Here is a 13,862-nt window from a genome sequence, read left to right as displayed (position 1 = left end):
CACCGAGAGGAGCAGGTCGTGGACTGGTCGATCCAGGAGATCGCGAAGCTCGCCGGAACCACGAGCAGGACGCTTCGTCACTACGACGACATCGGACTGCTCGCTCCGGCGCGCATCGGATCCAACGGCTACCGCCACTACGACGAGGAGGCCCTCGTCCGCCTGCAGCGCATCCTGCTGCTGCGCGACCTGGGTCTCGGCCTCCCGGCGATCGCCGACGTCCTCGAACGCGAGGACCGGGCGCCCCATGCCCTGCGCGGCCACCTCGAGTGGTTGCGCAGGGAGCAGCAGCGACTGGCGCGCCAGATCGCGTCGGTCGAGCAGACCATCGATTCATTGGAAGGAGGAGAACGACTCATGGCAGAGCAGATGTTCGACGGGTTCGACCACACCGAATACAAGGAGGAGGTCGAGCAGCGCTGGGGAGCGGACGCGTACGCGAAGTCCGACGCCTGGTGGCGCTCGATGAGCGCCGAGGAGAAGCGCGCGTGGCAGGAGCGGCTCGCGCGGCTCAGCGGCGACTGGATCGCCGCGCACGAGCGTGGCATCGACCCGGCCGGAGATGAGGCCCAGGCGATCGCGCAGCGCCACTTCGAGTGGCTGCGCGGCATCCCGGGCACGCCCGGTGGCGGCGCTCGGGGCCCGAGCCGGGAGTACTTCCTCGGCCTGGCCGAGATGTACGTCGCCGACGACCGTTTCGGCGCCAACTACGGCGGCGCAGACGGTGCCCGGTTCGTGCGCGACGCGATGACCGCCTACGCCGAGCGCAACCTGTAGGCCGGCACGGCACGAGGCCCCGACCGCATCCTTCGGTCGGGGCCTCGGCAGTGCGGAGGGGCGACGGGTGTCCCGACCCGTCGCCCCTCCGGGTCAGGGCGTCGTGGTGACGGGGGCGCGCTCGCCGGAGGCGCCGGCATCCGCCGCCTCGAGGGGAGCCCGCCTGATCGCGAAGAGCGGGATCGTGTAGCCGCAGAGCGGGCCGATCAGGACGGCGAACGCGACGGTGCCGATGCCGACATTGCCGCCGAGGAGCCATCCGGTCGCGAGCACGACGATCTCGATGCTCGTGCGCACGATCCAGATCGGCCAGCCCGTGCGGCGGTGCAGTCCCGTCATGAGGCCGTCGCGCGGCCCCGGCCCGAAGTGCGCGCCGATGTACAGGCCGGTCGCCACAGCGAGCACGAGGATGCCGGCGGGCAGCAGGATGATGCGCACCCACAGGTCGAGGCCCTCGGGGATCAGCCACAGGCCGAGGTCAGCCGCGGGGCCGACGAGGAGCACGTTCATGATCGTGCCGAAGCCCGGCTTCTGGCGGATCGGGATCCAGAGCAGCAGCACGAAGACGCTCGTGATGACCGTGACGAGGCCGAAGTTCAGGCCGGTCTGCTTCGAGATGCCCTGCGTCAGCACGTCCCACGGGGCGACGCCGAGCTCGCCGCGCACGATCAGCGCGATGGCGATGCCGTAGAGCAGCAGGCCGAGATAGAGCTGCACGAGGCGCCGTGCGAGGATCGGCGCGGGATCGCGGAATGACGAGAAGCGGCGGAGCATGGCTCAATCCAATTCCATGATTGGCCTTCCCGTATACATCCAATCCTCCTAAAGTGGCCTGATGGTGGATCGGTCCCTCAGTGCGCGCTCCCTCGAACTCCTGCTCGGCGACTGGCGTGGCACGGGCAGCGCCTACGAGGCGCTCGCCGACCGCATCCGCCTCCTCATCGTCGATGGACGGGTGCCGGTCGAGACGAGGCTGCCCGCCGAGCGGGACCTCGCCGAGCGCCTCGGCCTCAGCCGCACGACGGTGGCGGCGGCCTACCGACGCCTGCGCGAGCTCGACCACCTGCACAGCGTCCGTGGATCCGGCAGCGTGGCGCGTCTTCCCGGCGCTCCGGCGATGCTCCCGATCCCGTTCGAGTCCGAGTACCTCGACTTCTCCAAGGCGGCGCCGTCGGCTCTGCCCTGGCTTCCCGACCTCGCGAGGCAGGCCGCCGAAGACCTTCCCGCGCATCTGGGCGATGCCGGCTACGACGCGATCGGCATCCCGTCGCTGCGCCAGGCCATCGCCGACCGGTACACGGCACGCGGCCTGCCGACCTCGCCAGACCAGGTCATGGTGACCATCGGCGCGCAGCACGCGATCGCCCTGGTCTCCCGGGCCCTGATCGCGCGTGGGGACCGGGCCGTGATCGAGGCCCCGACCTACCCCCATGCGTACGAGGCGCTGCGCGGCGCGGGCGCCCGACTCGTCGGCACGCCCGTCGTGCCGCGGGCCACCGGCGACGCCGGGGCCGAGGTCGACCGCGAGGAGGCCGCCGGGCTCGTGCAGGCGATCCGCCATGCCAACCCGGTCGTCGCATACCTGATGCCCGACTTCCAGAACCCGACCGGGCGCACCATGAGCCGCGAATCGCGGGCGAGGGTGCTGGATGCCGCGGCGAGGCAGGGCTCGGTCGTCATCGCCGACGAGACCATCGCCGACCTCGACATCGACCGGGTGGGCGAGTTCCCGCCCATGGCCGCCGACGGTCCTGCCGTGCTCATCGGCAGCGTCGGCAAGACGGTCTGGGGCGGCCTGCGCGTGGGGTGGATCCGCGCCGAACGACCCCTGATCCGCCGGCTGCTCGCCGTGCGCTCGCCGGGCGACCTCGGTACGCCGATCCTCGAGCAGCTGCTCGTGGCCCGCGCGCTCGAGCGCTTCGACGACGTGCTCGAGCTGCGTCGAGCGCAGCTGCGCGCCGGCCGCGACCGGCTCGAGCGCCGCGTCGCAGAGCTGCTGCCCGAATGGAGCGTGCCGCATGTCGACGGCGGCATCGTGACCTGGGTGGGCCTCGGTGCGCCGGTGAGCTCCCAGCTCGCGCTCGCCGCCCGTCGCGAGGGGCTCATCATCACCGCGGGTCCGCGCTTCGGCATCGACGGCGCCTTCGAGCGCTTCCTGCGGCTGCCGATCTGCCAGACGCCCGAGGCGACGGATGCCGCGGTGCAGGCGCTCTCGCGAGCCTGGCGCTCGCTGGCGGGGGCGCCGCTCGGCGAACCCGAGCCCGAACTGCTCGCGTCGGTCGTCTGAGGGCAGGCCGAAGCGGCGGGCCGGGCCGTCGAGGCCCGGACCGCCGCTTCGCCGTGGCTCACCGCCGCAGGGCGAACCGCCGCATTCCGACGAGCACGAGGCCGAGCGCGAGCATCAGCGCCGCGAGCGGCAGCACGCTCGTCGCGGCTCCGGTCGAGGCGAGCATGCCGTCGTCAGCCACGGCGACGACGCTCGTCACCGGGGCGCCGGCGACGGTCGTGCCGCCGCCGCCGCCGCTGCCGTTGCTGCCGTTGCTGCCCGGGGTGCCGGTCGTGCCGGGCGTGCCAGGATCCGTCGGGTCCGTCGGGTCCGTCGGGTCCGTCGGGTCGGTCGGGTCGGTCGGGTCGGTCGGGTCGGTCGGATCCGTCGGATCGATGATCGTCGACGAGCCTCCGGTCGTGCTGTCGCCCACGACCGAGACGGCGTTGCCGCCGACCGTGACCGGCAGCGAGATGCTCGGAAGCAGCTGCGTGCCGCCGAGCAGGCCGTCGAGCCCCGACGTCGTCGCGGCACCGGTGCCGCCGGTGCCCGGCGTCACGGTGGTGGCGGCATCCGTCGACGACGAGTCGCCGACGACGCTGATGGCGTTGCCGCCGACCGTGACCGGCACGGTGGCGCCGATGATCGCCTGGGTGCCGCCGAGCAGCGAGTCGTCGCCGGTGGTCGAGGGATTGCCCACGGTACCGGTGCCCGGTGCGACGTCGGTCGCGGCGTCCGTCGTCGACGAGTCGCCGAGGACGCTGATGGCGTTGCCGCCGACCGTGACCGGCACGGTGGCGTCGATGATCGCCTGGGTGCCGCCGAGCAGCGAATCCTCGCCGCTCGTCGCCGGTGCCGTCGCCGGCTCGGTCTCGGCCGCGGGCGCGACGTCGGTGGCGGCATCCGTCGTCGACGAGTCGCCGATGACGCTGATGGCGTTGCCGCCGACCGTCACGGGGATCGCGACGTCGACGAGGCCCTGGAGCCCGCCGAGCAGCGAGTCGTCGCCGCTCGTCGTCGCCGCCTCCGCGGGCGGAGCAGCCGCCGGGGCCACGTCGGTCGCGGCATCCGTCGTCGACGAGTCGCCGAGCACCGAGATGCCGTTGCCCGAGACCGTGATCGGCACCGCGATCGAGACGATCGCCTGCGTGCCCGAGAGGATGCCGTCGTCGCCGCTCGTCTCCGAGGCGTGCGCGACGCCGGCGCCGAGGAGCGTGAGCCCCCCGGTGACGAGGGTCGCGTACAGCGCCCTCATGGCGAATCGCTTGAGATCCATGGTCGTTCTCCTGACTGAAGGTGTGTGGTGCTCCGAGGCGCTCATGCTGCGCGGAGCGATGACCGTGTCCGCCGAGGCCCGTGGCGCGCCGAACGGCGCCTGCGGGCAGGCGGAGCGGTCCCCGTCAGTCGGGGGTGGTGTCGGTCTCGAAGACGGGGGACGACGGCAGTGCGTCGTCGACCGTGGCGAGCGTCATCGAGGAGGCCGCGTCGAGCAGGCGCGAGGCGTCGATGGCGTCGGAGCCGAGCACGCCCGCGCCCGAACCGGAGCCCGCACTCGGGCCTCCGGCGGGCGGCGGCGTGCCGGACGGGCCGCCGGCGTCACCGGGAGGCGCCGGCGCCTGGATCTGACCGCGCTGCGCGGCGTCGGCCGCGGTGCCGGGTGGCGCGGAACCTTCGTTCAGGGCATGCAGGGGCCCGGATGTCGCGGCGCGCGCAGGCGCGTCGGACCCCGTCGGCGCGGGCGGCTGCCCCGGGCCGCGCGGCTCGACCGTCGCGGGTGCTGGCGCGGGCGGCGCCGAGGGCTCCCCGCCGTCGGACCCGCCGGACGACTCGTCGCCGGGGAGCAATGGAACGTCGGGAAGTCCGGGCAGCACGCCGCCCGGGAGCACGCCGGTCGAGCCGATGAGCCCGCCAAGGACGCCGTCGACTGCTCCGGTCACGGGCGTGATGACGCCGCTGACGCCGCCGTCGCCGAGCAGGCCGCCGACCACGCCGCCGACGATGGGGACGCCGCCGACCACCCGGTCGACGCCGCCGACCACGGGATCGACGATCGCGCCGACCGTGCCGCCGCCCGCGACATCCGTCACCGCCTGCGTCGTGCCGTCGACGACGCCGACGATCGTGGTGTCGGTCGTCTCGACGACGGAGTCGACGGCGTCGATCGTGCCGCCCACGACGGGAGGCACGAGTTCGACGACGGGTGCGACGGGCGCAGGCACGACGGCGACGACCGGATCGAGCACGGTGTTCACGGGGTCGACGACCGCATCGACGACCCCGCCCAGCGTGTCGCCGACGGCATCGGCGGTGACCGAGACCCCGCCGAGCAGGGAGCCGACGGCGCCGAGCAGCCCGCTGCCGTCGCGTTCCTCGGCCGAGGCGCTCTGCGCGCCCGAGAAGAGCGAGACGGTGAGCCACGCGGCCGAGAGTCCGACGCCGATGAGGGCGTAGCGAACGCCGGTACCGCGCATCGAATTCGTCGACGAAGCCAACCGGATCACCCCCACCCTGTCTGCACCATATCGGGTGACCCCCGAACGGGGCCAGTGGTGCGACGCGGATCTGCGTCGCGAACCTCGTTCTTCACAGGCTTCCGTGACCGAAACGAACCCCTCCGCCTGCGAGGATTGAGCGCATGTCGCTGCTCGCTGCCCTCAGCATGAAGAACCGTGCCCTGATCGCGCTCGTCACCGTCGTCGTGGCGATCTTCGGCGGTATCGCGCTGACCTCGCTCAAGCAGGAGCTCGCGCCGTCGATCTCCTTCCCGCAGTTGATGATCGTCACGTCGTACCCGGGTGCATCGCCCGACGTCGTGAACACCGACGTCTCGACGCCGATCGAGACCGCGATCCAGGGCATCACGGGGCTCGAGGACACCTCGACCACGAGCTCGACCGGCATCTCGCGGGTGACCGCGAGCTTCACGTACGGCACCGACCTCGCGTACGCCGAGCAGAAGCTCTCGTCCTCCGTCAACCGCATCCAGAGCCAGCTGCCCGACGACGTCGACCCGCAGGTCTTCGCCCTGAGCCTCGACGACTTCCCGGTGCTGCAGATCGCCGTGACCGGTGCCGACGACCCCACCACGCTCTCCGACGAGATCACGCGCACCACGCTCGGCGAGATCAAGGACGTCGACGGGGTCCGCGACGCGACGCTCGTCGGCGACACCGGCCAGCGCGTGACGATCACGCCCGATCCCGCGAAGCTCGCCTCGTACGGCATCACCTCGCAGGCGATCGGCGACGCCCTCGCGCAGAACGGCGTGCTGATCCCCGCCGGCTCCATCACCGAGGGCGACACGACGTACTCCGTGCAGACGGGCGACCGCATCGAGGGCGTCGACGAGCTCGGCTCCCTTCCCGTGCTCGGGGCGACCGAGCAGCAGGCTGCACCCGACGCGGATGCCTCGACCGACGGCCTGCCCTCCGGCGCGACCCTCCCCGGGCTCACGGCGCCCACCGCGCTGAGCGTGCCGGTCGCGATCACGATCGCCGACGTGGCGACGGTCGAGGTCACCGAGAACCCCGTCACGAGCATCTCGCGCGTGAACGGCGAGCCCGCGCTGACGATCCAGGTCACGAAGCTGCCCGCGGCCAACACGGTCGAGGTCTCGAACGCCGTCACGGCGCTCCTGCCCGACCTGCAGGCCTCCCTCGACTCGACGAACCCCGGTGCCGAGTTCACCGTGGTCTTCGACCAGGCCCCCTACATCCAGCAGTCGATCGAGTCGCTCGCGACCGAGGGACTCCTCGGCCTCGCGTTCGCCGTCATCGTCATCCTGCTGTTCCTGATGTCGGTGCGGGCGACCCTCGTCACGGCGATCTCGATCCCGACGTCGGTGCTCATCACGTTCATCGGGTTGCAGGCCACGGGCTACACGCTCAACATCCTGACCCTCGGCGCGCTCACGATCGCCATCGGCCGCGTGGTCGACGACTCCATCGTCGTCATCGAGAACATCAAGCGGCACCTGGTCGAGGGCGTCGACAAGGCTTCCACGATCGTGCGCGCCGTCCGCGAGGTGGCGGGCGCCATCACCGCGTCGACCATCACCACGGTCGCGGTGTTCCTGCCGATCGCGCTCGTCGAGGGCGTCACGGGCGAGCTCTTCCGTCCGTTCTCGCTGACGGTCACGATCGCCCTGCTCGCGTCGCTCCTCGTGTCGCTCACGATCGTGCCCGTGCTCGCGTACTGGTTCCTGAAGCCCGCGAAGGTGCACGCGCACTCGGGCGATCACGAGCCGGGCTCGGATGCCGCGGCGGCCGCGTTCGTCGAGGAGGCCGGCGCCGGCGCTCCCGACGAGCTCGAGCACCCGTCGCGCCTGCAGCGCGGCTACCTGCCGATCATCGCCTGGACCCTGAAGCACAGCGTCGTGACGATCGTCATCGCGGTGCTCGTGCTCGGCGGCACCATCGCGATGGTCCCGCTCATGAAGACGAACTTCCTCGGTTCCTCCGGGCAGAACACGTTCCAGGTCACCCAGGAGCTCCCGGTCGGGTCGAGCCTCGACACGATGGACGAGGCGTCCAAGCCCGTCGAGGACGCGATCCGCGGCACCGAGGGCGTCGAGACGGTGCAGACCTCGATCGGGTCGGGCAGCGGCAGCCTCGCATCGCTCTTCGGCAGCGGTTCGGCGACCGTCACGTATTCGATCACGACCGACGAGGACGCCGACCAGGAGGCGCTGCAGGCCGAGGTCCGCGAGGAGCTCGACGGGCTCAGCGACGTCGGCGAGGTCACGCTGACCGCCTCGAGCGGGTTCGGAGCCTCGAGCGACATCGCCGTGAACATCACGGCATCCAACGCCGAAGACCTGCAGAAGGCGACCGACGCGGTCGTCGACGAGTTCGAGGGCTTCGACTCGCTGACCCAGGTGAGCTCGAACCTCGGCGAGTCCCGCGAGTACATCGCGATCGAGGTCGATCGCGATGCCGCGGCCGCGGCCGGCTACTCCGAGGTCGCGCTCGGCGGTTACGTGTCCGGCAAGATGTCGCCGCAGACCAAGGGCTCCATCGTGATCGACGAGCAGACGCTCACGATCTACATCGCCGACGAGAACCCGCCGACGACCATCGAGGAGCTCCAGTCCCTCGAGATCCCGACGGCCACCGGGCTCGTGCGCCTCGACACGCTCGCGACCGTCGAGACGGTCGACGGCCCGACGTCGATCACGACCGTGCAGGGGCTCCGCAGCGCCACCGTGACCGCCACGCCCGCGAGCGAGGACCTGACGGCCGCCAACGCCGACGTGCAGGTCGCGCTCGCCGAGGTCGACCTCCCGGCCGGCACGTCGGCCGAGATCGGCGGCGTCTCCGCCGACCAGGCGGAATCGTTCTCGCAGCTCGGCCTCGCGCTGCTCGCCGCGATCCTGATCGTCTACATCGTCATGGTGGCGACGTTCCGCTCGCTCCTGCAGCCGCTGCTGCTCCTGGTCTCGGTGCCCTTCGCCGCCACGGGCGCCATCGCGCTGCAGGTCATCACGGGCGTCCCGCTCGGCGTGCCCTCGCTCATCGGCGTGCTGATGCTCGTCGGCATCGTGGTGACCAACGCGATCGTGCTCGTCGACCTGGTGAACCAGTATCGAGATCGCGGCATGAAGGTGCGCGACGCCCTCGTGCACGGCGCATCCCGTCGTCTCCGCCCGATCCTCATGACGGCGCTCGCGACGATCTTCGCCCTCGTGCCCATGGCGCTCGGCGTCACCGGTCACGGCGGCTTCATCTCGCAGCCGCTCGCGATCGTCGTGATCGGCGGCCTGCTCTCGTCGACCGTGCTGACGCTCGTCGTGCTGCCCGTGCTCTACAACCTCGTCGAGGGCGGGCGCGAGCGTCGGGCGGCCAAGCGCGCCGACCGCGCGAACGCCGCCGCCGCGCCTGAGGAGCCCGTCGCGGTGCTCGCGCCGAGCAGCGGTTCCGAGCCGGTCGGCGGTTCCGAGTCGAGCAGTGATCCCGAGACCGAGGGCGGCACCGACGCCACGAAGGCCTGAGCCGGCGGTCGGTGCCACGGAGCGACGTCGGTCGCCCGCGGCCCCGGGCATCCGGCACTGAGATCCCCGGCCCCGGCATCCGGCACTGAGAAAGGGGCTGTGCGCGATGACTCGCGCACAGCCCCTTCTCGTCGTCCCGATCAGACCTGTTCGTCGACCGGCGCCTCGAACTGGGCGTTGTAGAGGCGGTAGTACGCGCCCTTGGCGTTGAGCAGTTCGGTGTGCGAGCCCTGCTCGACGATCGAGCCGTCCTCCATCACGAGGATCACGTCGGCATCGCGGATCGTCGACAGCCGGTGCGCGATCACGAAGCTCGTGCGGTCGGCGCGCAGTGCCGCCATCGCCTTCTGCACGAGCACCTCGGTGCGGGTGTCGACCGAGCTCGTCGCCTCGTCGAGGATCAGCACGCTCGGTCGTGCGAGGAATGCCCGCGCGATCGTGATGAGCTGCTTCTCTCCGGCCGACAGGTTGCCGGCCTCGTCGTCGAGCACGGTGTCGTAGCCGTCGGGCAGCGCGTGCACGAACCGGTCGACGTACGCGGCGACGGCGGCGGCGAGGACCTCCTCCTCCGTGGCATCCGGTCGCCCGTAGGCGATGTTGTCGCGGATCGTGCCGCCGAAGAGCCACGTGTCCTGCAGCACCATGCCGGTGCGCGAGCGCAGGTCGTCGCGCGTCATCTCGTTGATGTCGACGCCGTTGTAGGTGATGCGGCCGGAGTCGACGTCGTAGAACCGCATGATGAGGTTCACGAGCGTCGTCTTTCCGGCACCGGTCGGTCCGACGATCGCGACCGTGGAGCCCGGCTCGGCCACGAGGTTCATGTGCTCGATGAGCGGCTTGTCGGGCGAGTAGCTGAACGAGACGTCCTCGAAGGCCAGGCGGGCGCCGGCCTCGCCGCCGTCGTCGACGGATGCCGGTGACACGGCGCCCTCGGGATCTGCGCCCTGCTCGTCGGCGTCGAGCAGCTCGAAGATCCGCTCGGCGCTCGCGACGCCCGACTGCAGCAGGTTCGCCATGGAGCCGAGCTGGCTCAGCGGCTGCGTGAACTGCCGAGAGTACTGGATGAACGCCTGCACGTCGCCGAGGCGCATCGTGCCGGCGGCGACCATGAGGCCGCCGACGACGGCGATCGCCACGTAGACGAGGTTCCCGACGAACATCATCGCGGGCATGATGATGCCCGACACGAACTGGGCGCCGAAGCTCGCCGTGTAGAGCTCGTCGTTCTTCGCGTCGAACGCCTCGTCGACCTCCTTCTGGCGGCCGAACACCTTGACGAGCGCGTGACCGGTGAAGGTCTCCTCGATGCGGGCATTGAGCGCGCCGGTGTGCTTCCACTGGGCGGCGAACATCTTCTGCGAGCGCTTCGCGATCACGACCGTGATGACGGCCGAGAGGGGGATGGTCACGAGCGCGACGAGGGCGAGCAGCGGCGAGATCGTGAACATCATCACGAGCACGCCGACCACGGTGAGCAGTGAGGTGAGCATCTGGCTCATGGTCTGCTGCAGGCTCTGCGAGACGTTGTCCATGTCGTTCGTGACCCGCGAGAGCACCTCGCCGCGCTGCAGCCCGTCGAAGTACTTCAGCGGCAGCCGGTTGATCTTCTCCTCGACGTCGGCGCGCAGCCGGTAGACCGTCCGCTGGATCGCCCCGTTCAGCACCCAGCCCTGCAGCCACATGAAGAGCGACGCGAGCAGGTAGAGCACGAGCACGCCGATGAGCACCATGCCGAGCGCCTGGAAGTCGATGCCGGTGCCGACGCTGAAGTCGTTCATCGCCGAGACCATGTTGGCGATGTCGTCCTGTCCGGCGGCCCGCAGCATCTCGACGGCCTCGGCCTGGGTCGTTCCCTCGGGCAACTGCTGCCCGAGCGCCGACGAGACGACGCCCTCGAAGATGATGTTCGTGCCCTCGCCGAGGAGCTTCGGGCCGAGCACGCTGAACACGACGCCGATGATCGCGAGCACCGTGACGGTGATGACGGGCCATGCCTCCGGGCGCAGCCGGCCGATGAGGCGCTTGGCCGACGGCCAGAAGTCCATGGCCTTCTGCACGGGCGCCTGCATGCCGCCGCCGAACGGACCGCCACCGCGGCGCGGCGGCGCGGCGGAGGGCGCGGGGGCGGCTTCCGCCTCGGAGGCGATCTCGGCCTGGGTCGCCGCGCTGATGGCGCCGGTGTCCGGCTGGGCGTCGTTGCGCTGCTCGGTGGTCATGCTGCGGCCTCCTCGGCGCTGAGCTGGCTGGAGACGATCTCCTCGTACGTGGGCGACGTCGCGAGCAGCTCCTCATGGGTGCCGCGGGCGACGATCTCGCCATGCTCGAGCACCAGGATCTGGTCGGCGTCGACGATGCTCGAGACGCGCTGGGCGACCACGAACATCGAGGCGTCGCCGATGTCGGCGCGCAGCGCGCGGCGCAGGCGGCCGTCGGTCGCGACGTCGAGCGCCGAGAACGAGTCGTCGAAGACGTAGATCTCCGGTCGTTTCACGAGCGCCCTCGCGATCGCGAGCCGTTGCCGCTGCCCGCCGGAGACGTTCGTGCCGCCCTGGGCGATCGGAGCCTCGAGGCCGCCGGGCATCGCGGCCACGAACGACCGCGCCTGGGCGACCTCCAGCGCGTGCCAGAGCTCGTCGTCGGTGGCGTCGGGCTTGCCGTAGCGGAGGTTCGAGGCGACCGTGCCCGAGAACAGGTACGGCTTCTGCGGCACGAGCCCGATGCGCTCCCAGAGCGCGTCGGGCTCGAGGTCTCGCACGTCGATGCCGTCGATGCGCACGCTGCCCTCCGTCGCGTCGAAGAGGCGCGGCAGCAGGTTCACGAGTGTCGTCTTGCCGGCACCGGTGCTGCCGATGACCGCCGTCGTGGTGCCCGGTTCGGTCAGGAAGGTCAGGTTTCGCAGCACCGGCGCCTCGGCGCCGGGGTACGCGAAGCTCACGTCGTCGAACTCGATCGCGCCGTGCATGGGGATCTCGGTGATCGGCCGAAGCGGCGGCACGACGCTCGACTCGGTGTCGAGCACCTCGCCGATGCGGTCGGCGCTCACGGACGCGCGCGGGATCATCACGGCCATGAAGGTGGCCATCATGACGGCCATCAGGATCTGCATCAGGTACTGCAGGAAGGCCATGAGCGTGCCGACCTGCATGCTGCCGTCCTCGATGCGGAACGCGCCGAACCAGAGCACGGCCACGCTCGAGACGTTGAGCACGGCCATCACGACCGGGAACATCAGCGCCATGAGCCGGCCGGCCCTCGTCGCGACATCCGTGATCTCGGCGTTCGCGACCCCGAACCGGTCGCGCTCGACGGGCTCGCGCACGAACGCGCGGATGACGCGGATGCCGGTGAGCTGCTCGCGCAGCACCAGGTTCACGCGGTCGATCTTCTTCTGCATGACCCGGAACAGCGGCACCATGCGCGTCACGATGAGGCCGACGGCGATGAGCAGCACCGGCACGCTCACCGCGATGAGCCACGACAGCTCGAGGTCCTGCTGCATCGCCAGGATGACGCCGCCGATCGCGAGGATCGGCGCGGACACGAGCATCGTCGAGGTCATGAGCACGAGCATCTGCACCTGCTGCACGTCGTTCGTGGTGCGCGTGATGAGCGAGGGGGCGCCGAACTTCGAGACCTCGCGCTCCGAGAACGCGCCCACCTTGCGGAACACGCCGCGGCGGAGGTCCCGGCCGACGGCCATCGCGAGCCGCGCGCCGAAGTACACGGCGGTGATCGAGCACGCGACCTGCGCGAGCGTGATCAGCAGCATCCAGCCGCCGGTGGTGAGGATGTAGGCGGTGTCGCCGGTGGCGACGCCGTTGTCGATGATGTCGGCGTTGAGGGTCGGCAGGTAGAGCGATGCCATCGACTGCGCCAGTTGGAAGATGATCACGCCGACGACGAGCCATGAGTACGGCTTGACGTAGCGCTTCGTCAGGGTGAGAAGCATGCGGTGCGGCTTTCTACGCGGTGGTGGATGCGGTCATGGGCGGTGCGGTGAAGGTGGGGGTGACGGATGTCGCGTCTCGGCGCTCGTCGGCGGGCGCCGGCGGGCCGCCGGCATCCGTTCGGGCCGAGAAGCCGTGCAGCAGGAGCGAGCTGATCTCGTCGGCCGGCACGATGTCGCCGTTGGTGATGAGCGGGTGGGTCATCGAGAACGTCGCGTACCTGATGAACTGGGCCGCTCGACGCGGTGTCACCGAGAGCTCTGCGCGATGCGGCACCAGCACGTCGGCGATCGCCTGGATGACGGGCTCGTTGTCGGGCGGGCGGCGCTTGGCGTTCTCGGGGGTGCGTTCGTGGAACCCGAGGATCGCGACGAGCGCGAAGATCTGCTGGGAGCGCTGCTGCGTGAGTTCGACGATGACGCGGATCACGTGGGCGAGGTCGGTGGATGCAGGGATCTGGCGGATCGCGACGACCATCGACGTGGCCTCGATGTGCCGGTGGATCGAGTCGTGGATGAGCTCGTCCTTGTCTTGGAAGACGGAGTACAGCGTTCCCTCGGCGACGCCGGCCGCCTCGGCGAGCTGCTTGCTCGTGACGTCGCGTCCGTACTGCACGAGGAGCGGTACCGCGGCGTCCATGATGGACGCCCTCCGCTCCTCGCGACTCATGGGCTTCGCCCGCCCCGCTCGTTCTGCCATGGCGGAATCATAACTGAATGAGCGCTCACTCAGAAGAGCGGATGCAGGTGGGATCCGCTTTTCACGTCGAACTCGGCGACGACGGATGCCGCGTGTCGGGGTGCTGGGTGGGGTGCGACACGCCCGGGGTGTGGGGTGGATTTGTGTGTGGTGGGTGGGGGATTGTAGATTTTCTCTTGTCGCC

At 70.7% G+C, this 13,862-nt stretch carries 9 protein-coding genes; 3 read left to right on the top strand and 6 right to left on the bottom strand.

The features are described from left to right. Positions 1 to 18 precede the first annotated feature (18 nt). On the top strand, positions 19 to 777 hold the full coding sequence (locus tag ABIC29_RS17535; protein ID WP_354247536.1) for a MerR family transcriptional regulator: 759 nt from the start codon (positions 19 to 21) through the stop codon (positions 775 to 777). A gap of 93 nt (positions 778 to 870) precedes the next feature. On the opposite strand, the gene yczE is transcribed toward ABIC29_RS17535, so the two are convergent. Then, the gene (yczE, locus tag ABIC29_RS17530) at positions 871 to 1,551 is read right to left on the bottom strand and encodes a membrane protein YczE (protein WP_116085738.1); all 681 of its coding nucleotides are present in this window, start codon (positions 1,549 to 1,551) and stop codon (positions 871 to 873) included. Between the two features lie 61 nt (positions 1,552 to 1,612). On the opposite strand from yczE, the gene yczR reads away from it, so the two are divergent. Further along, a complete protein-coding gene (gene yczR / locus ABIC29_RS17525) occupies positions 1,613 to 3,064 on the top strand; it encodes a MocR-like transcription factor YczR (protein ID WP_116085741.1) in 1,452 nt (483 codons plus the stop codon). A 58-nt stretch (positions 3,065 to 3,122) separates the two neighbouring features. Here the strand turns inward: yczR and ABIC29_RS17520 are convergent, their stop codons facing one another. Next, positions 3,123 to 4,319 (bottom strand): chaplin family protein, encoded by a 1,197-nt coding sequence (locus tag ABIC29_RS17520; RefSeq protein ID WP_354247533.1) that lies wholly within the window; start codon positions 4,317 to 4,319, stop codon positions 3,123 to 3,125. A 124-nt stretch (positions 4,320 to 4,443) separates the two neighbouring features. Beyond that, positions 4,444 to 5,514: a hypothetical protein gene (locus ABIC29_RS17515; RefSeq protein WP_354247530.1), complete on the bottom strand. Its 1,071-nt coding sequence runs from the start codon at positions 5,512 to 5,514 to the stop codon at positions 4,444 to 4,446. A 164-nt stretch (positions 5,515 to 5,678) separates the two neighbouring features. Here ABIC29_RS17515 and ABIC29_RS17510 point away from each other — a divergent pair, with 164 nt between their 5' ends. Next, a complete protein-coding gene (locus ABIC29_RS17510; RefSeq protein WP_354247527.1) occupies positions 5,679 to 9,032 on the top strand; it encodes an efflux RND transporter permease subunit in 3,354 nt (1,117 codons plus the stop codon). Positions 9,033 to 9,172: 140 nt separating this feature from the next. Here the strand turns inward: ABIC29_RS17510 and ABIC29_RS17505 are convergent, their stop codons facing one another. From ABIC29_RS17505 to ABIC29_RS17495, 3 genes are read right to left on the bottom strand one after another with little or no spacing between them, the layout of a single operon-like run. Then, on the bottom strand, positions 9,173 to 11,248 hold the full coding sequence (locus ABIC29_RS17505) for an ABC transporter ATP-binding protein (RefSeq protein WP_354247524.1): 2,076 nt from the start codon (positions 11,246 to 11,248) through the stop codon (positions 9,173 to 9,175). Continuing rightward, entirely contained in the window at positions 11,245 to 12,981 is a 1,737-nt protein-coding gene (locus ABIC29_RS17500) for an ABC transporter ATP-binding protein (RefSeq protein ID WP_116085751.1), read from the bottom strand. The genes ABIC29_RS17505 and ABIC29_RS17500 overlap by 4 nt, the downstream gene beginning before the upstream one ends. A gap of 13 nt (positions 12,982 to 12,994) precedes the next feature. Beyond that, the gene (locus tag ABIC29_RS17495) at positions 12,995 to 13,678 is read right to left on the bottom strand and encodes a TetR/AcrR family transcriptional regulator (protein ID WP_354247521.1); all 684 of its coding nucleotides are present in this window, start codon (positions 13,676 to 13,678) and stop codon (positions 12,995 to 12,997) included. Positions 13,679 to 13,862: the final 184 nt, after the last annotated feature.

The organism is Agromyces sp. PvR057 (assembly GCF_040547485.1).
GTDB lineage: Bacteria > Actinomycetota > Actinomycetes > Actinomycetales > Microbacteriaceae > Agromyces.
This window is presented reverse-complemented; position numbering and strand designations above follow the sequence as displayed.